21 protein-coding genes and 3 pseudogenes are annotated in these 24,397 nt (G+C 45.3%); 13 read left to right on the forward strand and 11 right to left on the reverse strand.

Annotated elements, in window-relative coordinates:
* Nucleotides 1-31: 31 nt before the first annotated feature.
* Nucleotides 32-1,123, reverse strand: a complete 1,092-nt coding sequence (locus tag ACO7SM_RS07475; RefSeq protein ID WP_046481666.1) for a DUF4236 domain-containing protein — start codon at nt 1,121-1,123, stop codon at nt 32-34.
* A 232-nt stretch (nt 1,124-1,355) separates the two neighbouring features.
* Between ACO7SM_RS07475 and ACO7SM_RS07480 the strand changes: the two genes are divergently transcribed.
* Nucleotides 1,356-1,634, forward strand: a complete 279-nt coding sequence (locus ACO7SM_RS07480) for a YkgJ family cysteine cluster protein (RefSeq protein WP_052746920.1) — start codon at nt 1,356-1,358, stop codon at nt 1,632-1,634.
* 2 nt (nt 1,635-1,636) lie between these two features.
* Here the strand turns inward: ACO7SM_RS07480 and ACO7SM_RS07485 are convergent, their stop codons facing one another.
* Entirely contained in the window at nt 1,637-2,236 is a 600-nt protein-coding gene (locus tag ACO7SM_RS07485; protein ID WP_046481664.1) for a hypothetical protein, read from the reverse strand.
* A 708-nt stretch (nt 2,237-2,944) separates the two neighbouring features.
* On the opposite strand from ACO7SM_RS07485, the pseudogene ACO7SM_RS07490 reads away from it, so the two are divergent.
* The 5 genes and pseudogenes from ACO7SM_RS07490 to ACO7SM_RS07510 form a co-directional block, all read left to right on the forward strand.
* A pseudogene (locus ACO7SM_RS07490) lies at nt 2,945-3,385 on the forward strand (YagK/YfjJ domain-containing protein); the annotation flags it as partial.
* 908 nt (nt 3,386-4,293) lie between these two features.
* Nucleotides 4,294-5,850, forward strand: a complete 1,557-nt coding sequence (locus ACO7SM_RS07495; protein ID WP_490470303.1) for a recombinase family protein — start codon at nt 4,294-4,296, stop codon at nt 5,848-5,850.
* A complete protein-coding gene (locus ACO7SM_RS07500) occupies nt 5,840-6,739 on the forward strand; it encodes a ParB/RepB/Spo0J family partition protein (protein WP_174771308.1) in 900 nt (299 codons plus the stop codon). Before ACO7SM_RS07495 ends, ACO7SM_RS07500 begins: the two co-directional genes overlap by 11 nt.
* Nucleotides 6,732-7,628: a plasmid partitioning protein RepB C-terminal domain-containing protein gene (locus ACO7SM_RS07505; protein ID WP_174771309.1), complete on the forward strand. Its 897-nt coding sequence runs from the start codon at nt 6,732-6,734 to the stop codon at nt 7,626-7,628. Before ACO7SM_RS07500 ends, ACO7SM_RS07505 begins: the two co-directional genes overlap by 8 nt.
* Nucleotides 7,629-7,684: 56 nt before the next feature.
* Nucleotides 7,685-8,017: pseudogene (locus ACO7SM_RS07510) on the forward strand (transposase); the annotation flags it as partial.
* A 102-nt stretch (nt 8,018-8,119) separates the two neighbouring features.
* Here the strand turns inward: ACO7SM_RS07510 and ACO7SM_RS07515 are convergent.
* On the reverse strand, nt 8,120-8,734 hold the full coding sequence (locus ACO7SM_RS07515; RefSeq protein ID WP_174771310.1) for a recombinase family protein: 615 nt from the start codon (nt 8,732-8,734) through the stop codon (nt 8,120-8,122).
* 315 nt (nt 8,735-9,049) lie between these two features.
* Between ACO7SM_RS07515 and ACO7SM_RS07520 the strand changes: the two genes are divergently transcribed.
* The gene (locus ACO7SM_RS07520) at nt 9,050-10,153 is read left to right on the forward strand and encodes a hypothetical protein (protein WP_225624047.1); all 1,104 of its coding nucleotides are present in this window, start codon (nt 9,050-9,052) and stop codon (nt 10,151-10,153) included.
* On the forward strand, nt 10,150-11,097 hold the full coding sequence (locus tag ACO7SM_RS07525) for a hypothetical protein (protein WP_119174415.1): 948 nt from the start codon (nt 10,150-10,152) through the stop codon (nt 11,095-11,097). The genes ACO7SM_RS07520 and ACO7SM_RS07525 overlap by 4 nt, the downstream gene beginning before the upstream one ends.
* A 352-nt stretch (nt 11,098-11,449) precedes the next feature.
* Here ACO7SM_RS07525 and ACO7SM_RS07530 read toward each other — a convergent pair whose 3' ends face one another.
* The 4 genes from ACO7SM_RS07530 to ACO7SM_RS07545 form a co-directional block, all read right to left on the reverse strand.
* Nucleotides 11,450-12,046, reverse strand: coding sequence for a hypothetical protein (locus ACO7SM_RS07530; RefSeq protein WP_174771311.1), 597 nt, complete (start codon nt 12,044-12,046; stop codon nt 11,450-11,452).
* Entirely contained in the window at nt 12,030-12,398 is a 369-nt protein-coding gene (locus ACO7SM_RS07535; RefSeq protein WP_174771312.1) for a hypothetical protein, read from the reverse strand. The genes ACO7SM_RS07530 and ACO7SM_RS07535 overlap by 17 nt, the downstream gene beginning before the upstream one ends.
* Nucleotides 12,388-13,152 (reverse strand): lysozyme inhibitor LprI family protein, encoded by a 765-nt coding sequence (locus ACO7SM_RS07540; RefSeq protein ID WP_192468788.1) that lies wholly within the window; start codon nt 13,150-13,152, stop codon nt 12,388-12,390. The genes ACO7SM_RS07535 and ACO7SM_RS07540 overlap by 11 nt, the downstream gene beginning before the upstream one ends.
* A gap of 258 nt (nt 13,153-13,410) precedes the next feature.
* Nucleotides 13,411-15,327: a recombinase family protein gene (locus tag ACO7SM_RS07545; RefSeq protein ID WP_046481650.1), complete on the reverse strand. Its 1,917-nt coding sequence runs from the start codon at nt 15,325-15,327 to the stop codon at nt 13,411-13,413.
* 95 nt (nt 15,328-15,422) lie between these two features.
* Here ACO7SM_RS07545 and ACO7SM_RS07550 point away from each other — a divergent pair.
* Nucleotides 15,423-15,602: pseudogene (locus tag ACO7SM_RS07550) on the forward strand (YkgJ family cysteine cluster protein); the annotation flags it as partial.
* Here ACO7SM_RS07550 and setB read toward each other — a convergent pair.
* Nucleotides 15,599-16,780 carry a sugar efflux transporter SetB gene (gene setB, locus ACO7SM_RS07555; RefSeq protein WP_490470304.1) on the reverse strand — a complete coding sequence of 394 codons (1,182 nt, stop codon included), beginning with the start codon at nt 16,778-16,780 and terminating at the stop codon, nt 15,599-15,601. The pseudogene ACO7SM_RS07550 and the gene setB overlap by 4 nt on opposite strands.
* 369 nt (nt 16,781-17,149) lie before the next feature.
* On the opposite strand from setB, the gene fruB reads away from it, so the two are divergent.
* The 3 genes from fruB to fruA are packed head-to-tail and all read left to right on the forward strand — an operon-like array spanning nt 17,150 to nt 20,926.
* Nucleotides 17,150-18,280 (forward strand): fused PTS fructose transporter subunit IIA/HPr protein, encoded by a 1,131-nt coding sequence (fruB, locus tag ACO7SM_RS07560; RefSeq protein WP_490470305.1) that lies wholly within the window; start codon nt 17,150-17,152, stop codon nt 18,278-18,280.
* Nucleotides 18,280-19,218, forward strand: a complete 939-nt coding sequence (gene fruK, locus ACO7SM_RS07565) for a 1-phosphofructokinase (protein ID WP_192612813.1) — start codon at nt 18,280-18,282, stop codon at nt 19,216-19,218. The genes fruB and fruK overlap by 1 nt, the downstream gene beginning before the upstream one ends.
* 16 nt (nt 19,219-19,234) lie before the next feature.
* Nucleotides 19,235-20,926 (forward strand): PTS fructose transporter subunit IIBC, encoded by a 1,692-nt coding sequence (gene fruA / locus ACO7SM_RS07570; RefSeq protein ID WP_490470306.1) that lies wholly within the window; start codon nt 19,235-19,237, stop codon nt 20,924-20,926.
* A gap of 74 nt (nt 20,927-21,000) precedes the next feature.
* Here the strand turns inward: fruA and nfo are convergent, their stop codons facing one another.
* Nucleotides 21,001-21,858, reverse strand: coding sequence for a deoxyribonuclease IV (gene nfo / locus ACO7SM_RS07575; protein WP_490470307.1), 858 nt, complete (start codon nt 21,856-21,858; stop codon nt 21,001-21,003).
* A gap of 79 nt (nt 21,859-21,937) precedes the next feature.
* Nucleotides 21,938-22,987, reverse strand: a complete 1,050-nt coding sequence (locus ACO7SM_RS07580; RefSeq protein WP_192612810.1) for a YeiH family protein — start codon at nt 22,985-22,987, stop codon at nt 21,938-21,940.
* Nucleotides 22,988-23,107: 120 nt separating this feature from the next.
* On the opposite strand from ACO7SM_RS07580, the gene yieE reads away from it, so the two are divergent.
* Nucleotides 23,108-23,986 (forward strand): DNA-binding transcriptional regulator YeiE, encoded by an 879-nt coding sequence (gene yieE / locus ACO7SM_RS07585; protein WP_490470308.1) that lies wholly within the window; start codon nt 23,108-23,110, stop codon nt 23,984-23,986.
* On the opposite strand, the gene ACO7SM_RS07590 is transcribed toward yieE, so the two are convergent.
* The gene (locus ACO7SM_RS07590) at nt 23,983-24,234 is read right to left on the reverse strand and encodes a hypothetical protein (protein WP_490470309.1); all 252 of its coding nucleotides are present in this window, start codon (nt 24,232-24,234) and stop codon (nt 23,983-23,985) included. The genes yieE and ACO7SM_RS07590 overlap by 4 nt on opposite strands.
* Nucleotides 24,235-24,397: the final 163 nt, after the last annotated feature.

The raw sequence follows: 24,397 nt of genomic DNA on the forward strand, positions 1-24,397 counted from the left end.
GTCAATTATTCACAGTATAAAAACGACTTAACTAAGAAGATATGACTTTCTTGCTAAGTGTTTCAATTGCATGTGAAAAACATTCCCCATACCCAATTTTAGACAGCTGTAATAACTCATTTAGTCCAGAATGACTTGTGAACGAAAGATTTTCATATAGACATATAGGAATTTCTGTATTGTCTTTAAATCGTCTGTCAGGACCACCCGATTTGTTAACATACTTCCATGTCCTGCCAACGACTAAGGCATCTCCGGGCACACTTTCGCTTTCAATGAACTGACTATTACCAACGTTAATGAATAGTTGGTCATAACTAACAGCACCGACACCGTCACGGTCAAAAACGAGTACTCTATCTGGAAAGAAATGTAATGTTTGACGACCTACATTGATGGCAATCGTCTCAATATTTGTTTTAACGAAGGGAGGATTTGATTTGCTGATAGAGGTTGTTTTTCTACGTAGCAAGTTACTTGCTCCGGCATGATATTTAGGGTCATAAACAGCTCCAGAAGCTTCTACATGCCATACCTTTGAGCAGCTTGCAAGCATAGCCCCACTATCATGAAGTTGCTGGTAACATGCCATCATTTCGTCATCAAAGTCATAAAAAAGAACAGTGGTCTTTCTTAGCTGATCGTACATGTAAGCAAAAACGGAAACAGCTCCCCCTGCGATAAATCCTATTGCCAGGCACCACTCAGGCCATGCCTGTGAAAAACCGTAAAGTAAAATTGCAATCGAAAGGAAAATAGCGAAGGGCCATATTTGTAACTTTTTACGTTTGTTATTCAACTCTTCAAGCAGTTCTCGGGAATTGGAATCAACGATTTCCGAGATATGAGATGACTCGATTTCCTCAAGAGGTGCATGCGTATTGTCATGTTCTACTGGGGATTCATCAGGTACACGTTGAACCTTCTTGCCGTCCTGTGGGATCATACTTGGTGAAAGCGAAGCACGATAATAGACCCCGCCAGCGCCGATGTGGATGTAATTTCCTCTTGGGCCAGTACCAATCCTCAGTCCTTTTATACCAATAGATGCACCGACTCCTGATTTGGATAGGTTGAATCTCATCGGTCCAACGCGAATGCTCTTCTTAACATAAAAGCCCATAGTAACTCCATGTAATAAGTTGCATGACAGTACTTCTGAGCAAGATTTTACACTGAAAAAAAGAATAGGTTAAGAAATGCATGGGAACGAATTTATGTTTTTACTTATTTTTTCAATACATTAGAAGTTAACGGCTACATTCTGAAAGCATAGATATAGATGGCAGGCTACCAGTCAGTAGGACATTCTGTTACTGTCAATAATTGAGTGGGGGATGAGCAAGGATTCTATAATGAAGTGTCGTATCGATTGCGGGGCTTGTTGTACTGCACCTTCGATTTCAAGTCCAATTCCGGGAATGCCACAGGGGAAACCAGCTAATGTAAGATGTGTTCAGTTATCGGAGGATAACCTATGTAGCATCTTTGGCTCACCCCTGCGCCCTAAAGTATGCGGCAGTCTACAACCGTCGATAGATATGTGTTCTACGAACCGTGAAGAAGCTTTTATTTACCTTATCCAGTTAGAGGAAGCAACAGCACCTTCGATTGGGAACAGTTTCCATCTATAATTTCATTCTGCGTTATCATATTTTTTTAACCGCTCGACTTCCTTGCGTAAAGCTTCATACTCAACCAACAAAGATGCATAGTCAGAAGGCGGTTTACCTTCGGATAATTTTTTAGTTTTTGATGGACCACGTCTTTTTGTAACCAGTTTGTATTCAGAATGAAAACGAAGGTTAATATACCCATATTTCGTATCGGGGTTAGTTAGGTTGTAAGTTGTTTTATAGACCGAACGTCTGGTTGATGAGTCTATTGATATGATGTCATTAGTAAAAACCATCTCAGGTGCAGATAGGTACGCGACATTGTCTTCACAGACAAAAAGATAACATAAAGCCGATTGGCTGTTTTCAAGTGGTGCAATGATCCAGCGGGCAATCCCTATCAATTTATGATCAGGAAGCCGTTGTTTAATTTTTCTGACCCGGTCTACTTCACTTTTATCGAGGTCCAGAATGAGTGCTATTTGGCTGAAAGAACGTTTAAAAATGAATTGCGATTTTACTCGGTTATTGCCAACTCGGTTCAGTTTTACCGTGGATTCGCGAAGGAAATAGGGTTCTTTTTGTATTCTTTTGGGAAAAATTGTAAAGTGTAAATTCATGGTTTCGTCTACCTAGATTCGTTGTTGATGCCATTATTTATCATCTTTCGTGGACAATCAAAATTTGCATGTCCCAAAAAACGCGACATGCAAAGATATGTATTTTTAACTTGTTGATATATATAAGTTTTTATTTGCATTAAAACGCCTTAAAAGAGACATGAAAAAGACGTGTATACTTGTAACTCATTGGTTTGTATGGGTTTTATTTTTACCTATAATATATAGCAACTTCGGCTGCGCCTCGTTGAAATCATACCCAAGCAATAATTCTGAAAGGTTTCGAGCGAAGCGAGTTCAGACGTGAGCGTAGCGAACGGATGACAGGGATCAGCCTAATCAGAACTTTTAATAACATAATATAACTACTACGAGTCGCGTAGCGACGAAGTATCACGCAGTGAGCGAAGCGAACAAGTGATAGTCTTACTGTTAACATTCAAAAATGCTGTGTGTCACTTCGGCTTCGCCTCGTGAAACTTCGTCGCTACGCGACTCGTCGGTAATAATTAGGTCGGTAGATTTGGTAAGGTAAAAGACAGTGATCTGAATATACGTTAATTGTATTTGTTTAAAGCTGTAATGTTCTTCGTTCGTGATTCATCATCCTTCCAGATCTTACACACTGGTTTTCCTGTATCGTTTCATTGCTGTGCTCCCCAATTTCAAAGAGGATACAGTCTTCGATTGGCTCAACCTTTTCGCTCTAACGAATACATACGCAAACTGTTCAAACGATTACGTGCCCGCCTGGAGTCAGGGAACAACGGTTTATCGGAACCTATTATCGATTTTGCGTACGGTTGGGTTTGCGAACAGGAAAAGGCATCACAGCCCCATTACCATTGCTGGATTGCACTTCCACATCGTTCGGTAAGGTGGTTTGGAACTCCTGAAAGAGGGATCGCTGGTATTATTACGGAAATCTGGATGAAACTGACAGGTGGTAAAGCAACGCTGGTAAACTTGTCTAAAGCTACGAAGGACTATCCCGATCACTACGTCATTCATCGTGAATATCCTTCATCACTTGAAGGTCCGATATTCTGGCTATCTTACCTGGCAAAAGAACGCGGTAAGTTGCAAACAGGGAAGGGAACACGCATGTACTCAACATCGAAATTGAGTCGTAAAACACTGGGTTCGTAAATATCGCACAGGAAGCCCGTAGTGCGCTTTTCTTTGCATGTTATACGATTGCATTACCCATGTCATGAAAAGCGCTTAGAATCGCGCTCAGGACGTTTGAGAGCGTGACCAATACCTGATTAACTTTTTGCTTCGGTCAGGTGCTTGATAGCTCAATGATATTTGCATTGCTATACATTACTTCAAAATTCCGAGCGAAGCGAAGGACACGAACGTAGTGAGTGTTAGCAACTAAACTACATAATTATATTATTATATTTTATATATAGAGAAAAATGTAGTTTTTGGACTGGTTTTTAACCAGTTGTAAACTATCCGTCTTCACTTCGCTTGACGGAACTCGCTTCGCTCGTAATTCAGGACATAATTTCAAAATTTGAAGCGAGTGTTTTATGTTTTCACAAGTGGCAGAACTTTTTGTTCAATGAGCATTGTCTGGTCAGAATCGAAGAAAAAGTATTAGATTCGGCCTGACACAGCTTTGGCGCAGATCCTCTCCCAATTTGACACTCCGCCCTGTGCTAAAAGCGGAAGTTGAGAGGTTTTGGCAAGCTCTCGTATCGTGGCAAAATTTTAGTGGGCGCTTTACTCCTCGGTAGCAACTGGCTCAGTTGAGTAAGACGTGTGTGTCAATCTGATGTTGGTAAAATTTTTATCGGAGAAAATATGCATGAAGCAGATCCAATGACCAAACACCCATGTCCTTAAACCTCCTCATAAAACCTAACACCTCCGTCATATCGTAGAAACCAGAACCTCAATATAATTTTAATCCTTAAAAACAGGTGGTTAGGAAAAAACCATCATAATCTACTCTTATCGTACCGTTCAAATTTAGTAACCACAGAAAAAACGTCTAAAATTTAACCATCTTATAACTAAATGGCAAATTCAAAACAGGAGATAAAATGATAAATAATGAAGATCTCCTTCAAAAAATCCCAGTAGCTCAGTACCTTAGGATGTCAACAGATCATCAGCAGTATTCTCTCCATAATCAAGCAGACTTCATAGCAAAGTTTGCCGAGAATCATAATATGGAAATCCTGCACACCTACGATGATGCCGGGAAAAGCGGAGTATCAATAGCCGGTAGAGACTCATTGAAAAAGCTTGTATACGATGTTATCGAGGGCATCATAAGCATACAGGCAATTTTACTCTACGATGTAAGCCGATTCGGACGTTTTCAGGAAACTGATGAAGCGGCCTACTATACTCACCTATTTCGGATGCATGGCGTTGAGCTGATATTCTGTGCAGAACCTTTGCCGACAAAAGAGTTCCCTCTGGAAGCCTCAGTCATGCTAAATCTGAGGAGAGCTGCGGCAGCAAGTTTAAGTAAAAACATTTCTGATAAAGTATTTCTCGGGCAAGCAAATCTAATCAGACATGGGTATCACCAAGGAGGAATAGCCGGATATGGATTATGTAGAATCTTAATTGATGAAAAAGGGAATATAAAAGAAATTCTTTCTTACGGCAAACGCAAAAGTATACAAACTGATAGAGTAATACTTGCTCCTGGCCCAGCAAAAGAGGTAAGAATAGTAAATTTAATTTATGACATGTTTATAGAGCAATACATTCCAGAGTTTCTTATTGCAGACAAACTGAATAGAAATGGAACACCTGCAGAAAATGGTACACTATGGACTCGCGGTAAGATTCACACAATACTTACAAATGAGAAGTACATAGGAAATAATGTTTATAACAGAACATCTAGCAAACTAAAAACAAAAACAGTTAAAAATCCAAAAGAGGAGTGGGTTAGGTGCAATAAAGCTTATAAGAAAGTTGTAAGTATCAAGAAGTTTTTGAAAGCACAAGAGATCATCCTGGCTCGTTCTAAAAACATAACAAATGAGGAGCTTCTTGAATATTTAAGGCTAAAACTAAAGGAAAATGGAAAATTATCAGGTGTAATTATTGATGAAGATGACTTTGGTCCTTCATCATCAATTTACAAAAGTCGATTTGGTGGGTTGATACGAGCATACCAATTGATAGAGTACAAGCCTGAACATGACTACACCTATCTTGAAATTAATAATCAATTAAGAGTGTTTTATTCAGAGTTAATTGAAATATTCAAAACTGAAATAGAGAATTGCAATTGTAAGATAGAACAGGAACCTAATACACAAGAATTTGTAATAAATTACAATATGTCCGTTTCCGTGATCATATGTAAATGTAAGAAACTAAAATCAGGGAGACTTCGCTGGAAAATACGGCTAGAACCCAATCATACTCCAGACATAACTATAGTTATAAGAATGGATAGCGAGAATAAGCTGCCAGTAGATTATTTCATTTTGCCAAGATTAGACTTTAACTTCACTAAATTGATTATTAAAGAAAACAATCCTGCATTGTTTGAAATGTATAGATATAACGATCTTAATTTATTTTACCGCCTATTAAAGAGAATACAAATAAGGAAACCATATGCAGCCTAGAACATTCCCACATCAGATAGTAATGATCAGCATAGATCAAATAAAAATCATAAATCCACGCTCCCGTAATAAATTCATTCATGATGGAATAAAAGAGAGTATAAATAAAAGAGGATTAAGTAAACCTATCACTGTGAGGCGTATAGAGGATCCTTTATATTCATATGCACTTGTATGCGGCCAAGGAAGAATAGAAGCCATATTAGGGTTAGGGGAACCCTTAGTGCCAGCAATCATTCGAGACATCAGCGAAGAAGATGCTTATATCATGAGCCTTGCTGAAAACATAGTTAGAAGAAAACCTCGCTCAAATGAGCTGCTTGAAGTAGTAAGAACAATGAATAAAAAAGGGTTAAGTGACAGTGAGATAGCAGAAATACTCGGCTACTCAGGAAGCTGGGTTTCTTACATAAGAAAATTATTGGAAAAAGGGGAGCATAAATTACTGAGTGCAGCAGATAGAGGTGAAATCCCACTTTATCTAGCTGTAGAGTTTTCTAAATGCAATAATGAAGAATCCCAGAGGTTATTAGTAGATGCATATGAAAAAAAACTAATTAAGACAAAAGACATACAAAAGATAAGAGGTATTCTTAACCAACGACAAGAAGGAAGAAAAGGAAATAGTATAATCTCTTTCTCACAAAAAAAAGACAGCAGGCGAATGACTACGGATGAACTAATGAAAATGTATAAAAATGTGATACATGAACATAGATCTATCTTAGAGCATTCTGATTTTATAAAAGAAAAACTGACAGTAATAAGCGAAATATTCACCAAATTGCTACAACATGATTCGTTTATAAAATTAGCATATGAAGAAAAATTTGTAGAGATACCTAATCATATTCTTGCTGCAATCGATGGAGATAACAAAAATGATTAAGCAAAGCTTTTTAAATGAATTTATGCAGTTAGATGTATATAAACTAATACCCTCAAAACCTCTTATCCATAACATTAAGAACTCAATTAAATATCAGCAGATAAAAACGTCTATTGCAGAACTTGAATTAGTTGAACCGATCTTGGTATACTTCGATAAAAAAGAGAATGAAATTCGAATTCTAGACGGACATTTAAGAGTTGAAGCAATGAAAGAATTAGGAATTGAAAAGGCCGCATGTATAATATCAACTTTAGATGATACTTTCACTCCCAACAAACACGTCAATCATATGAACCCTATACAAGAATATAAAATGATAAAAAAGGCTTTAACTAAAGTTTCTGTTGAAAAGCTAAGTGCTGTGCTGGGAATCTCCGTTGATAATATTATAGGGAAAACAAATCTTTTAACCGGGATCGACCCTATAGTTATTTCTCTCTTATCAGATAAACCTGTCCCTAGAACTACATTTTCCATTTTGAGAAAGATGAAGCCAATCAGACAAATTGAAGCAGTTGAATCAATGATAGGCTTTGATAACTACTCTCGAGGGCTGGCTGTATCGATGCTTGATAACACTCCGGAGCATTTACTAGCAAAAGAAATAAAACAACCGCTTAAAAACAATCAAGCCAAACAAGCAATGCGACGTCTTGAAAGAGAAATGTCTGTAACCAAAGAGGAAACTAGCAAGATAAAAAATGAATATGGGGCGAATACTCTAAAGTTTTCGATCGCCAGATCCTATATTGATTCTTTGCTGTCAAGCCCTAAAATACTCCACTGGTTTCTTGAAAATGAGCCTCAATACCTTACTGAACTCAAGAATATATCGAAGATAAATTCAATAGATGATATTAATCCGAAAATAAATGAAGATCTATAGAGTGCGTTAGAAATTCTGTGTCATTCCAGTAATATACTTCAAAAAAGGAATGGCGCATGTCCCGGCCGTTCGATTTTGACAAAGCACTTAATGCCCTCCACTCCGGTCAAGCGTTAACAGGAAAGGATGGTATCTTAACCCCGTTAATAAAACAGTTAACGGAAGCTGCTCTGGTCGCTGAACTTGACTCTCATCTCGCTGTTTATGTGGAAGCAAACCGTAAAAACGGCACTGGCAAAAAGACCATTAAAGCGACGACTGGCCGTTTCGAACTCGCCACTACACACGATCGCAACGGGACTTTCGAGCCTCAACTGCTGAAGAAGCACCAGACCTCGCTGTCGGGCGAGATCGAACAGAAAATTATTCGACTGTTCGCTCATGGTAATCCCCCCGAAATCTGCTCCTCGCTCAGAGCGGACAGTCAGATTTGATAGTACTCTGTCTGCGGTAACTGTCAGTTCGAGTCCGAGCTGATACACTTATTTGAACTAGCTTACCAATTCCTTTTTGATCCGGTAGAACGTTGCACGACTTATATCAGCAGCTTTCATTATGTGGGCTGGTTTAACGTTCTGTGCCAACATTTCGCGTACCACTTCACGGGCTTGCATATCCTTTTCTTTCCCCGTATACAAACCTGCCTGTTTTGCTTTCGCGATCCCCTGGGCCTGGCGTTTACGACGGGTTTCATAATCTTGTCGTGCCATTGTCGCGAGGATATCGATCAGCATGGCATTGACTGCTCTCAGAATGCCGCTGGTTAGGTCACTACCGGACATTTCAACCATCTGCCAACTGGTCGGTAAGTCCATTGATACGATCACCAGCCCCTTACTGTTCAGCGTAGCTTTGAGTTCAGCCCATTCTTCATGTTGAAGACGACTGAGACGGTCAATCGCTTCAATAAGAAGTAGATCACCAGGTTGTGCTTCCGCCAGTAGATTCATTAGTTCAACACGCTCCAGCTTCGCACCACTTGCATTCTCAATGTATTCTCCGGCAACCGACCAGCTTTTGCTTTGCGCAAATTCGCGCAAGCTAACTAATGCACGATCAGCATGTTGGCCTTCAGTAGATGCACGGCAGTAGATACGGACGTTCATTATGGATTCTCTTTTAAGCATCACATTAATACCCATATGATACATTACGTTTTTTTGCTGTCAATAGAGTTAAATTTAACCCTATTGAGACTTTGTGTCATGGTCTTTATCAGGTATACCCGAAAGAGATATATTCACAGCAATTTCATTGCGGATATTTGGGGGGCTTGACGGTACAAAACAGGGTACGTCAAAAATCTACGCTAAACACTTTCTCCAATCGCGTCTCAATATGGGCTTCCTTGTTAGTGCTGTTGCGCATCATTGTTGTTCAGGTGTAACTTTAGGTAACCCCCTAAAAACACTGAATATCAAATGATGAAACGCCTTGTCAGAAATCCTGGGAAGTTCGAAGCTCTGGAAGTATTTACAGCATTCAGCCGTGAACATGACTACAAACTGAAATCGCCAGAGGACACTGAAACGTTCCTTGAGCAGTTTGGCGAATCGCTCAAGGCTTCTCAGGAAAATCAGATACTACTTCACGGTAAACGCATGGAAGCGTGTTTTGGTCAAATTGCCGCAGGGTTGCATGGGTGTCGCCTGATAAAAACTGAAGACACTGGTGACGTCATTTCTGATGATGCCGACATTTTACTACCTGACTACAGGCTTGTCCTGAAGGATGGTAGGCAGATATTCGTTGAGGTGAAAAACAGCAGCCTCCCCAGCCCTACATCAACATACCTACTAAGAAAGGACTACGTAGCAAAACTTCAACGCTATAGTGAGCTAAACGGTGTCCCATTGTATTTTGCTATCTATTACCGCTGTCTCAGAATGTGGACATTGCTGCCGGTGAGTTCATTTATTGAACTTAAACAGAAGTACCAAACAACACCGATACATTCCCTTGCTAAAAATGAAATGGCAATGCTCGGTGACGTGACCGTTGGGACTAAACCCCCACTTGTTTTCGAACTGGTAGCTGACAGGACTAAAGACGCCTCTGTTGACGAAGACAATCGTGCGAGTTTCATTTGCGGTGACGTAAAGATGTACTGTGGCGAAAAAGAGATTGAAGACCACGAAGAGAAGAATATTGCCTTCTATCTGATGCGGTTCGGTCTTTGGGGATGTGGTGAGCCTGAGGGAATAATGGATGATAACGGGAAACTTCACAGTGTGCGCTTCACGTTTAATCCTGACTCATCAGAGGATGTTGAACGCAATGGTTTTGCCATGTTTGGTAGCCTCAGCTCAATGATAACTGAAGCATTTAACGAGCATACCGTATATGAGCAAGAAGTGACTGCTATAACTCCGAAAGCTGACCCTGACGTATTCTCTGTTGAGATTCCCAAGGATTACAAAGGTAAGGCTCTTGGTTTGTGGTGTTTCATTATGCAAGCAAATCCTGATTTCAAAATAGGGTCTGAGGAGAAAATGCATTACGAGTACACGGTGGAAAAATCATGACATTCACTGACTGGCTAATTCTAAACCAGCACACCAGCGATATATCTAAAGCCATTGAATCATTACGACCAACAACTGATTATATGAAAGATTACGTGTTCCCCGTTGCGATGGCATTTGCTTCAGCCTTCTTAGGGGGATTGTCAGCGGTCTACATCAACAAAAGGCAAGAGCTACAAAAAATTGCCAGGGATAATTTGATTACTTCCATACAGGCCGTAGCGCTTGCACAAGATTGCTTGAGTAACTTAGTTTCCATCAAAACCAATTACCTCGAGATAGACAGCGATGAGCCACTTGTCAGAGCTGGTGTCTTTACAACGATAATCACAAAGTTTGACGATGTAACATTTAGTACAAACAGCTTGTATTTTATACGCCAAATACCGACAGCAAACAAAAAACTGCTTGAGTCGATCGTATGGAAAATTAAGCATCGTATTTTTCGGATGAAGATTAGAACCCCACCACCAGAAGAGTTAAGGGGAACGTGGCGAAACAGTGTCAGGGTTGGGGCTATGTTCGGGAACTATAACGAGGCAATGGGCTTACTCAGATACAGAAACGAGCTGAACGAACAGGTTAAAGATAAGATTTCGATGTATGGCGACATTCTGACGCTCGAGCATGTTCAGTTGACGCTTGGGAAAAAATTATGTGGTGGCTTCATTGATATCACTGAAATCTCTATCGCGCTGATAGACCATGTAATCGTTGAACTTTATCATTTTCTATCTGAGTTCCCTGCTATCGCAGAAAGCAACATTGAGTTAAGTCGAGTCAGGGAATGGGGAGGTGTGCCGACTTATGAGAACAAACAAGCGGCGTTTTTGAAGTGTATAGAACCAATTAAGAAACCAGACTTTAAAAAGTTCTTTGCTTACACAGGGATGTCAGAGCAGGAAGCGCGGGACAAGTACACGTTCAAGTCATGGTTTGACTAATAGAGAAGCGTAATCTTAGTGTTAACTATGACTCTCGTGACACAAAATGTCCCGTAAACTTGTTCCAGTTACATTGCTGTAGATGTGCAAGAAACTTGTTAATGGTTAGTCAGATCAGAAGCAAATACACACCTACTACAAATGAGATACAGAATGGGATACATTGTGGGCTACAACCCGCATTCCACCGCCCCTGGTGCCTGATGAAATGGGATACAAAGCTGACTTATCGGTCGGGTATACTTTTTTATCGAATCCTAAACAGCAGAACATGTATTGATTAAATAACTTAATCCGTTGGCGAGTAATGCAGGGGGGGATTCGCCCCTGCATTTGAAAATCCTATAGAACGTTACTTATGGCAAATTTCCCGGTCATAGACTCCACCATTTACAGCCAGCATTTGCCTTTTCTTCTTTGAAATCATACCCGTCATGATTTGCGAACCATCTAAAAAAATACCTTCAAATGTTCCAGGGCGTGCATTCCTTCCGGCAATAATCACAGTATCTCCCACGTTTAACGCAGCAACTTTATCGTTATCATAATCCGTATTTTCGAAAATGAATTTTAATCCTTCATTCGAATCAGGGACATATAACGTTACTAACGGTTTTTTACTGAAAGTGGCTGTACCGATGCTTTTAATTTTACCAATCACCATCAAACGACACTTCTTGAAATCATTCGTTGCCCTGAATTCGTGTTCTTTAAACCGCGCATAAACTTCCCCGGTAGTATACGCCCTTGGAAGTATATCGATTATTGATGGTTTAGATGGTTGTTCTTTTTGTTGAAAATAAGTTGAGCCTCCGTTTGATACCTGTATTGATTCGGATGTACTGGCTTGGCATGGTGTTATTAATAATCCGTTCAACACATAAAGCCCGAAGGAGATGGCGACAGTTGCAATCGATTTTTTAAAGTGACGTTTAGAGTGTGCTCTCATTTTGCTTTTCCATAACTTCTATCTTAACAATATGTTCCCCATTACGGTATATTTTCACGTTGTCAGTTGGGGACTTAACTGCATTACGGATCTCATTCATTGTATCGTTAGATAACATACCGCAGCCTTCCATATACATAACCTTACGGGTATTGGTATCTGATGTATTAGTGAAGCAGCTGCTGATCCATGAAACAGGTATTTCGACTCCATGTATCAGCTTCATATATTCAACGATAAACGTATCTGTCAAGTGAAAATGTCCAACCATGTATTTCCCGTTATAGGTTTGACCAGAAGACGAAGTTATCCAGTCGTTTTTTAAAACCAAAGTCAGTGCATTATTTTTCATTTTCAGACTCTAGTTCACGAATACGGTTGTTCGTCATGTCGGTAAGACATTTCTGTTCATTATTGCAACCGGATTTTTGCTTTATCCATTCTCTTTGGGAAGGGAGTAATCGTTTTCTAGTTTCAGGGCTAAGGTTTTTCCAGACCGAATTTAGTTTCTCATCGCTTGCTTTATAACTGTGTGTATCGACATTTGAGGTTACTGCATTGTTTTTGGTGGCTTCGCGGTTGTTATTATAGAAAATGGGTGCGCGAACTCCCTGAGCGTAGTCTTTAGCTGCTTTGTCCCACACACCTTGACCATTGGCAGTCAGTATTTTTCTGAACTCTGTAGTGTTGAAACTGTAACTGCGGATCTCGCCATTGAAATCTAGTTTCACGTTGACGGTGGTTGACTTCGCAATGCCAGTCAAGAAATCCCCAGCTTCTGAACCAAGTGAACAGACTAATTCCTTCGTATCGTCGTTATTCTTTGGGCGTAGTCCGTGCATCGTGAATCTGCCGTTATCAGTTGTAGCAGTGATATCTACCAGCGGCACGATCGAGGATGATTGCTTTGTTATCGCGAAGCATATTCCCTTCAGATTTACATCCCTGTCCATTCCGAGAAACATCAGGGCGTTTTTGTCGTTGCTGGCGACACCTGCTGATTTCGCCTCTGGCAAGAAATAGACGGTACTGGAGGCGGCGGTTATAGCTGAAATGAGAACAACGCCTGATGCCATGATTTTTAACGTTTTTATAAGGATAGTCATTCTGGATACCTTCTTTCTATTGCACTCCATCGGGGGCAGATCACCATCCCGTGAGTCTTGCTAGTGAGAAACACTACTCGAAGAATCATGATCTTACATTGATCTATAAAATCTATCAATAACGTAAAATCGATCTATAAAAACGATCGATTGTGGTGTGTATAATTCCGAGATTGCTTTGATATAACGGAAACGGAGATAGGGCTATTGAGGGCGTTGGTAGGCTTCCCCTTGACAGGTATGCAAGGGGAGAGTGATTTACTGTAAAAGTTTTTCTAAGTCTTCCAGCGAGTTAATCTCGTATTTAATACCGTTGACAGTTGCATACGATTTACTTGTAGTGCTAGCTACCTTGATAGCCAATCCATTACCTTCGTTTTGGTTTACACCATCCTCCAGCTTGGTTATAAACGTCGGGTTTAGAATGCTGACTTCATGCTTGTCCTTAATATGCTGTGCAAATTTTTCAGGTGAAATCAGTTCATCAATGAAGGAGTGCAACACAAGTCCTTGCATTTTTAGTAAGTCATGATCATTTACTGTCTGTGCTTCTACATACGAAACACCAGGTGATCGGTTTCGATTGAACTTAATCACGATTCTCTGTTTTGTCTCGTCGGCGAAGGTTACTTCAAAATGACCATACCGCCCATCAATGTCATAGCAATCAATACGTTTGATAGCTTGCTTTATCTTCAGCCTAATTCGCTTACGATCAGGGTTTTTAGTGTCATGAACATCGAAATTTCGGAATTGATCCCAGCCAGTAGTTTGAATTTCTGAGCGGCTGATTTTGTACTGTTGATATTCTCGCTCAAGCGTTATTTTTTTCTGTTTATTGGCATTAATCTGATCTGCCAATTCTTCGAGGTCATCTGTCAAAGTTGCCAGCTTTAGCAGCTTTTTAACAGCTTCAGATGCCTTTTCAATCTCAGATTCGTACCAAGCCGTTTTATCTTCTTGGTGGTTGTTCCAGACGTGATCAGCGATTAGTTGCAAAACAGTGTGCTCAAGCTGGTATGACGTAAAACCTTTTTTACCGCAAGGTTTACCCTGAACGATTTTTGAACCACATATATAACGGTACTTGTTTTCACTTGAACCAGATTTGAACATGAAAGAACCACATTTTCCGCAAAAAAGAATACCGATACCTGAGAGTAGCGGGATTTCTGGTTCAGGATTACCTGCTGGATATTTTGATGAATTACGAGTGATGGCGCGGTGTCGATCTAATTTCGAAAGTGTCAAGTAGTCCACCTCCGACATAAGAGCAGGGTAGTAATCAGGGATAATGAATGTTTCTTTTAACGGCTCATCTGATTCGGAATCGTATATGATGACACCTGATTCATCACGTTTATCCAGCGTAAAGGTTTTTTGTCCGTGAACAGTGGGGTTCAAAAATGTCCTGATCAAATGTTTACCCCATTGTTCAGTTTTGGGTGTCAGCGCTTGACCTGTCTGGTCTTTATAAACCCTCTTTTTAGGGGCAGGGTAATGTTCGTTAAGATATCGTTGGATTCCAAGAAGAGTTTCACCGTTTTGTTTAAGTTCGATAATCTTCTGAGCTGCGGTAAAATATAGAGGATGTGGAGTAACGTATCCTGATTTTGTATCTACCCACCAAACATTCTGACCGACTGATTCTATTGCTTTTGCTGGTGTTCCCGATTCTCTTGTCAGGTTGTGTCGTATCAACGAACGGGCCTGGGCTTCAACTCGATTCTTTTTTGTCAACGACTCGTCGTGGGCGCGTGTGAACATCAACAATGAAATGATTAAATCGGTTGGATTATTCTTTACGTCCGCGTACTTATAGACCTTCTCATCCATGCCAGTAACAACGACTATCCCCCTGCTAAGTATGTTCTTGAATATATCCAAAGCGCTCCAGGCATCATCACGACTAATGCGGTCAAGATTTTCGACGACTAGCCACGAGCCAACGGGAACCTTCGCCCCAATCTGCTTGATGAACTCCGATAGCTTCCCTTCATGAGCATTTTTTCCTTTGAACGCAGACATGCCGAGATCGTGGAAAGCCGTTGTATCAAGTTCGAGATTATAACGGGCCGCAATTTTTAGAGCGGTATCTTGCTGACGCTCCAGGGAGTTACCTTCCCGTTGTTTCACAGATGAAAAACGCACGTACGAATATAGCTTGGGTTTCATTGAGTGTGATTCCCTTCGGATGGTATTGATTGATCAGATAGACCTGATGCTAACAGCAGGAATGTGAATTTTAAACAGTGAATAATTATATGTTAGGCAAGCCAGCGAACACTCCCTGTATTCAGCTTGACGACCGACTGCGCTGTAAGATTTTTGCTTCTCCGCTGCGCCCAAAAGTCTGTGCGGGGTTACAACCCAGTGCAGAAATGTGCGGTCAGTCAGCACAACAGGCGATGACGTTTCTGATCACGCTGGAAGCGCTTACGGCGCCTTAAACATCTTTAATACGCAGCAGACAGCCCATGGTGACGACGATCATCGCCAGGGCGAACCAAAATACGGAATGAAAACTCCAGAGTTCTGCCGCAATGCCCGCCAGAGAACCGGCAATAATCCAGCCGACGCGAATTGTATTGGTGTAGAGCGTAGTGGCTGACCCCGCCTGGCCCGGCATTAAATCCTGAAAATAGAGCATGCCGATCCCGCCCAATATCCCGATATAAATGGCGTTCAGCAATTGTAAGCCGAGCAGCACCGCAGGGGAGTGTGCCAGCAACATCCCGGCGTAAAAGCAGAACCCGGCAACGATAGCAATACGCATCAGCAGACGTTTGCCCAGCCGTTTAGCGAAATATCCTGCAATCAGCATCGTCGGGATCTCTAACCCTGCCGCCGTGCCCATCATGATGCCCGCCAGCTTCTCAGGCAGATGCAATTCGTTGATGATAAACAGTGGCATATTAATGATATAGAGACTGTTGGTGCCCCACATTAATGTGCAAATAATAAAAAGCAGCAAAGAATCGCGACGATTACGGCGAGGGGCTTCCAGGGTGCCGGTTCCAAGGGGCGCCTCTTTGCGCATAGAAGGTAAAAACAGCCATACCATCACGCCACAGACAATAAACGCCACCGCCGCACTCAGGTACATAACAGTGAAGCTGAATCCCATCGCCAGCGCATAGGCCAGCGGCGGGCCAATGACCCACGCCAGCGAAACCTGCGCGCGGAGTATGGAGCTGAACATCACGGCTTCACGACCCGTCCTGTCGGCGTGTTCGCGGGCGAGAGCGAACATTTGCGGGTTGGCGGTCGAGCCAAAACTGCTGAGGAAAACGCCGACAAACAGCAGAATAAAGTAGTTGCGGTTCCAGGCGAACAGCACACAGGCCAGCATCCCCAATGCGCAGCAAAACACGATCAGACTTTTGCGATCGCCTTTCTTATCCGAACGCCCGGCCAGAAACTGGCTGACCAGAATGCCGATCACTGCGCTCCCGGTAAAAAAGAAGCCAACCATTGCCGGACGGGCATGAACTTCGTCTGTCAGAAAGAGGCTGAGTGTTGGCGTCTGTAATGCACCGGCGATACCGGTGAGAAACGCGACGAGCAGAAACGCCCACGACGTCAAATCAAACGTTTTCGGCGTGGCGACAACGGGGGTGTTATGCATGTTTTTCTATCAATTATGTGACGAGACGCGGAGTTTACGCTGCTCGCTAATAAATAAACAGATGCCTAAATCAAAATCGCCACGAAAAATCAAAATGGCATTTCACTCTTTTTATGCCTGATGCTGACGCTGCTGAAATTTGGGCGCTACTGCGGGTTTTTGCGTCAGCAAAGCATGCAATATGGCGACGGAAATGTGGTTTATATCTAATTTCCATCATCAAATGTGTAACTTTACTTGCGTGCTGACGTAAAAAGAGCAAGACTTATTGAAACGTTTCAGCGCTGTCTTGTTGTTCATGATAAACCAGATCAGCGTCTTTTTTCTCATAATGGCTGAATCGTTTCAATTCAGCAGGAGAGGAGAACCATGTTCCAGTTATCTGTTCAGGATATTCACCCGGGCAAGCAAGCCGGAAACAAAGAAGAGGCCATTCGTCAGGTTGCCGCAGCATTAGTGCAGGCGGGCAATGTGGCGGAAGGTTACGTTGCCGGCATGCTGGCGCGTGAGCAGCAGACATCCACCTTCCTCGGTAATGGGATCGCTATTCCACATGGCACCACAGACACTCGCGACCAGGTGCTGAAAACCGGCGTTCAGGTGTTTCAGTTTCCACAGGGCGTAACCTGGGGAGAGGGGCAGGTCGCTTATGTGGCGATAGGTATTGCCGCCAGTTCCGATGAACATCTTGGGCTGCTGCGTCAACTGACGCACGTGCTGAGTGATGATTCGGTAGCTGAACTGCTGAAATCAGCCACAACGGCTGATGAGCTGCGCGCATTGCTGATGGGAGAAAAGCAGAGTGAACAGCTAAAGCTTGATAACGAAACCCTGATGCTGGACGTCGAGGCCCGCGATCTGGTGACGCTACAGGCGCTTAATGCGGCGCGTCTGAAAGAAGCCGGGGCAGTGGATGCGGCATTTGTCGCGAACACCATTAACGAGCACCCCATGAACCTGGGCCAGGGGATCTGGCTGAATGACAGCGCGACAGGCAATGTGCGTAGCGCTATCGCCGTCAGCCGCGCAACCCGCGAATTTGACGTGCAGGGCGAGTCGGCGGCCATGCTGGTGACCGTCGCGATGAACGACGATCAGCCTGTCGCGGTTCTTAAGCGTCTTGGCTACCTGCTGTTGGACAACAAAGCTGACCGATTGCTGAAAGCCGACGCTGCAACAATGCTGGCGTTGCTGACCAGCGATGAAGCATTGACTGATGATGTGCTGAACGCGGAGTTTGTCGTGCGCAATGAGCACGGCTTACATGCCCGTCCTGGCACCCTGTTAGTCAATACCATTAAACAATTTAATAGTGAAATTACCGTGACAAATCTTGATGGAACCGGAAAACCGGCGAATGGACGCAGTTTGATGAAAGTAGTTGCGTTAGGTGTGAAAAAAGGCCATCGCCTGCGTTTTACCGCCCAGGGTGCCGATGCTGAACAGGCGCTGAAAGCGATTGGCGATGCCATCGCGGCAGGTCTTGGGGAGGGCGCATAATGAGCAGACGTGTTGCTACCATCACCCTGAATCCGGCGTATGACCTGGTGGGTTTTTGCCCGGAAATTGAGCGGGGCGAAGTTAACCTTGTCAAGACCACGGGCCTGCATGCGGCGGGTAAAGGCATCAATGTCGCCAAGGTGTTGAAAGATTTAGGTATCGATGTCACGGTCGGCGGTTTCCTCGGCAAAGATAACCAGGACGGCTTTCAGCAATTGTTCAGTGAGCTGGGCATTGCTAACCGTTTCCAGGTGGTGCAGGGCCGTACCCGCATTAACGTCAAATTGACCGAGAAAGACGGTGAAGTGACCGATTTCAACTTCTCCGGTTTTGAAGTGACGCCAACCGACTGGGAGCGTTTCGTTAATGATTCGCTAAGCTGGTTGGGTCAGTTCGATATGGTTTGCGTCAGCGGCAGCTTGCCTTCCGGCGTCAGCCCTGAGGCATTCACTGACTGGATGACTCGTCTGCGCAGTCAGTGTCCATGCATTATCTTTGATAGTAGTCGTGAAGCGTTAGTCGCCGGGCTGAAAGCGGCGCCATGGTTGGTAAAACCCAACCGCCGTGAGCTGGAGATTTGGGCTGGCCGTAAGCTGCCAGAAATGAAAGATGTTATCGACGCCGCACACGCCCTGCGCGAACAAGGGATCGCTCACGTGGTGATTTCGTTGGGGGCAGAAGGCGCGTTGTGGGTAAATGCGTCAGGTGAGTGGATCGCCAAACCACCGTCTGTCGAGGTGGTGAGTACCGTTGGCGCGGGGGATTCGATGGTTGGCGGTCTGATTTATGGCCTGCTGATGCGCGAGTCTAGTGAACATACGTTACGTCTGGCGACAGCGGTTGCTGCCCTGGCCGTAAGCCAAAGCAATGTGGGCATCACCGATCGTCCTCAGTTGGCCGCAATGATGGCGAGGGTCGACTTACAACCGTTTAATTGACAGCAGGAGAAGCAGAATGAAAACGCTGCTGATTATTGACGCTAATCTTGGCCAGGCTCGCGCTTATATGGCGAAAACCCTGCTCGGAGCGGCGGCGCGTAAAGCAAAACTGGAAATTATCGACAATCCGAATGATGCCGAACTGGCCATCGTTTTAGGCGAAACTGTTCCAAATGACAGTGCGCTGAACGGTAAAAAAGTCTGGCTGGGTGATATCGCACGCGCTGTCGCCCATCCGGAACTCTTTTTGAGCGAAGCGAAAGGTCATGCTAAACCGTACAGCGCGCCGGTAGCGGCGGCTCCTGCGGTTGCCGCCAGCGGCCCGAAACGGGTTGTGGCAGTGACTGCGTGTCCGACAGGTGTCGCCCATACGTTTATGGCGGCAGAAGCCATTGAAACCGAAGCGAAAAAACGCGGATGGTGGGTTAAAGTTGAAACCCGTGGTTCTGTTGGCGCCGGCAATGCCATCACCCCGGAAGAGGTGGCGCAGGCGGATCTGGTGATCGTGGCGGCGGATATTGAAGTTGACCTTGCCAAGTTTGCGGGAAAACCGATGTACCGTACGTCAACCGGTCTGGCGCTGAAAAAAACAGCGCAGGAACTGGATAAAGCGGTTGTTGAGGCCGTGCCGTATCAGCCCGCAGGGAACACGCAGGCGAAAGGATCGGAAGGTAAGAAAGAGGGGGCGGGGGCATATCGTCACCTGCTGACCGGCGTGTCTTATATGTTGCCGATGGTGGTTGCGGGGGGATTATGTATTGCGTTGTCCTTCGCATTTGGTATCGAGGCATTTAAAGAACAAGGGACGCTGGCGGCGGCGCTGATGCAGATTGGCGGCGGTTCAGCCTTCGCGTTGATGGTGCCGGTTCTCGCCGGGTACATCGCCTTTTCAATTGCGGATCGCCCGGGTCTGACGCCGGGTCTTATCGGCGGTATGCTGGCAGTGAGCACCGGTTCTGGCTTTATTGGCGGGATCATCGCTGGTTTCCTGGCCGGTTACATTGCGAAGTTGATTAGCACCAGGCTGAAGCTTCCGCAGAGTATGGAAGCGCTGAAACCTATCCTGATCATTCCGTTATTTTCCAGTCTGGTGGTCGGTCTGGCGATGATCTACCTCATCGGTAAACCCGTTGCCGGTATTCTGGAAGGGCTGACGCACTGGCTGCAAACGATGGGGACGGCGAACGCGGTGCTGCTGGGCGCTATCCTGGGCGGCATGATGTGTACCGATATGGGCGGCCCGGTCAACAAAGCGGCCTATGCGTTTGGTGTTGGCCTACTCAGTACACAAACTTATGCGCCGATGGCGGCGATTATGGCGGCAGGTATGGTTCCACCGCTGGCGCTGGGTCTGTCGACGCTGGTGGCGCGTAGCAAGTTTGATACGGCGCAGCGTGAAGGGGGAAAAGCCGCGTTAGTGCTGGGGCTGTGCTTCATCACTGAAGGTGCGATTCCTTTCGCCGCGCGCGACCCGATGCGTGTTCTGCCATGCTGTATCGTCGGTGGCGCATTGACTGGCGCTATCTCGATGGCGGTCGGCGCGAAACTGATGGCACCGCACGGCGGCCTGTTTGTTCTGCTGATCCCAGGGGCAATTACGCCGGTGCTGGGATACCTGATGGCTATTGTTGCCGGTACGCTGGTGGCGGGTCTGGGATATGCTTTCCTGAAGCGCCCGGAAACAGAGGCTGTTGCGAAAACCGCCTGATTTTTACCAGAAAACGTACATACAAAGGGCAGAGATTTCTCTGCCCTTTTTTGTTATTTATTGCCTGAGGGTGACTACGCCACCGCTTGTTCAGTCTGTTGTGCTTTCAGCCAGGCAATCTCTTGTGCCCAAATGTCGGGGTTGATGGTTTCGAGAACCAGGGGAATACCATCAAAACGCGTGTCTTGCATTATCCAACGGAATGCATCGTGACCAATGTTGCCTTCGCCTAAACTGTGGTGGCGGTCGACGCGACTACCGAAGGCGCTTTTGGCGTCATTCAGATGCATACCGCGCAGGTATTTAAACCCGACAATGCGTTCAAACTCCGCAAAGGTCTTCTCGCACTCGGCGGCGCTGCGCAGATCGTAGCCTGCGGCGAAAGCGTGGCAGGTATCAATACAAACGCCAACGCGCGACTTGTCTTCCACGCCATCAATGATGGCGGCCAGATGTTCAAACTTAAAACCAAGATTGCTGCCCTGGCCTGCCGTATTTTCAATCACCGCGGTGACGCCCTCGGTTTGTGACAGGGCAATATTGATGGATTGTGCAATGCGCGCCAGACACTCGTCTTCCGGGATCTGCATCAGGTGACTGCCTGGATGGAAGTTCAGGAGTGAGAGTCCGAGTAACTCACAACGTTGCAATTCATCAAGAAAAGCATCGCGTGATTTTTCCAGCGCTTCGCTGACCGGGTGGCCGAGGTTGATCAGATAGCTGTCGTGCGGGAGGATTTGTGCAGAGGAAAAGTGGTATTTCTCGCAGGCGGCTTTAAAGTCATCAATGGTTTCAGTCGTGAGCGGTGCTGCACGCCATTGACGCTGATTTTTTGTGAAAAGCGCAAATGCCGTTGCTTCGATTTCCGCGGCGCGAATCGCGGCATTTGCCAGACCGCCAGCAGCGCTGACGTGCGCTCCAATATATTTCATGAAAGACTCCTGTTAACCCCACAGGGGAGAAAAAGCATTCCCCAATGATAGCGGGTTAACAGGAGGAGGATGTAGTGGTTTATGCCATCAGGCTATGGATCGCAACGTTAATCATGCCGCCACCGACGATTAACCAGATGAAAAGCACCAGCGCCATCAGCAACGGTTTGGCACCTGCTTTCTTCAAGGCGCTGACGTGGGTGGTCAGACCCAGTGCCGCCATCGCCATTGCCAGCAGAATCGTATCCAGCGTCACCAGCATACTCACGACCGCCTGCGGTAACAGGTGGAATGAGTTAAAGATGGCAACCACAATGAACAACACGGCAAACCACGGAATGGTGATTTTGCTTTTTTCCGAACCGCTGGCAGGTGACAGTTGTTTCACCCGGGCAGCCAGCAGAATAAGGAATGGAGCCAGCATCATCACACGAAGCATTTTCGCAATGACCGCCGCGTTTTCCGCATCCGGGTTAATCGCGTGTCCTGCCGCAACCACCTGCGCAACTTCATGCATGGTCGACCCAATATAGATTCCGTACGTCTCCGGGCTGAACCAGTGCGCCAGCAGTGGATACATCGCCGGATAGAGAAAGATAGCCAGCGTGCCGAAGATAACCACGGTTGCAACGGCAACGGTCACTTTACTCGCTTCCGCTTTCACGACCGGTTCGGTCGCCAGTACGGCGGCAGCGCCGCAAATGCTGCTCCCGGCGCCAATCAGCCAACTGGTGTGGCGATCCAGTCCAAAGACTTTCTGCCCCAGAAAACACGCCAGCATAAAGGTGCTGGAGAGCGTCAATACGTCAATCACAATGCCGCTGATGCCGACATCAGCAATCTGCGAAAAGGTCAGACGAAAGCCGTAAAGAATGATCCCCAGACGCAATAAATGTTGTTTGGCAAACAGTACGCCGCCGTCGCACTGTTTCCAGATCTGCGGATAGACCGTATTACCGATTACCATCCCCAGCAAAATGGCCAGGGTGAGGGCGCTAAAACCAGCGCCACCGATGGCGGGAATGGAGCCACCCCACAGGGCAGCCCCAGTGATTACTGCACTCAGGGCGAGCCCTGGAAGAAAATGCCACACTGTACGACGATGATTCTGTAAGGTGAGTTCTGTCATAACCTTCTCCTTTAGTTGGAGAAAAGAGTACGGCGAACTGGTTTAAAAATAAAATTGATTATATATTTATAATTAATCTTTATAAGTGGTAAGCAGGCGCTGCCCGGGTGGAAAACAACGATGCACATCACGCTGCGACAACTTGAAGTCTTTACTGAAGTACTGAAAAGCGGTTCGACAACCCAGGCATCGGTGATGTTGTCGTTGTCGCAGTCTGCGGTGAGTGCAGCGCTGACCGATCTGGAAGGTCAGCTTGGCGTTCAGCTCTTTGATCGGGTAGGGAAGCGGCTGGTGGTTAACGAGCACGGGCGTCTGTTATACCCGCGCGCGTTGGCGTTGCTCGAACAGACTGTCGAAATCGAGCAACTGTTTCGCGAAGATAATGGCGCCATTCGCGTGTATGCCAGCAGCACCATTGGCAATTACATTTTACCGGCAGTGATTGCCCGCTATCGGCAGGATTTCCCCGACTTGCCGCTGGAACTGAGCGTCGGCAACAGTCAGGATGTTATCAATGCGGTACTGGATTTTCGTGTGGACATTGGTCTTATTGAGGGGCCTTGCCACAGTACGGAAATTGTCTCCGAACCGTGGCTGGAAGATGAACTGGTGGTATTTGCCGCGCCAACGTCTCCGTTGGTTCAGGGGCCGGTGACGCTGGCGCAACTGGCGGCAGCACCCTGGATCCTGCGTGAGCGCGGCTCAGGTACGCGGGAAATTGTTGATTATTTGCTGTTGTCGCATCTACCGAGATTCCAGATGGCGATGGAGCTGGGCAATTCCGAGGCGATCAAACATGCCGTGCGCCACGGTTTGGGGATCAGTTGCCTGTCACGTCGGGTGATTGAAGAACAACTGGAAAGCGGAAAACTGGTCGAAGTGCCGGTGCCATTACCGGGTTTGAACCGCACCTTGTGGCGCATTCACCATCGGCAGAAACATTTGTCCAATGCGCTGCAGCGTTTTTTACGCTACTGCGTTATTCAACCGGAAAGCTAAGAAACCGGATGGGGACGAGCCCATGCTGTTTGCAGATATCGGTGGTTTTCGCGCAGTGCCAGACATCGAGCAGCATGGGTTCCCGGCAGCGCCAGCGTAAGACCTGCAACCATCGCCACCAGAATCACCCCGAAAAAGTGAGCATCCTGGCTGGCCATCAATGCTTTGAATACTTTCCTGTAATTGACAGTTATCACGTTGGAAAAGTAAGTCGTCGCGATTTTCCAGTGGGCGCTGATCATATCCATCGCCCACATTCAGCACTGAATTATCCGACGTCATCAGAGTTTGCAGCAGGCAGGCGAAACGGAAAAATGAAAGGTAAATAAACCGACATGACTCACTGACGGTCGTCTCTAATTTTGGGGGAAGGTCACATCACACCTAATGACTTCGTTTATGATTTTGATG

The sequence above is a fragment of the Citrobacter sp. LJND-P06 genome (assembly GCF_058188415.1).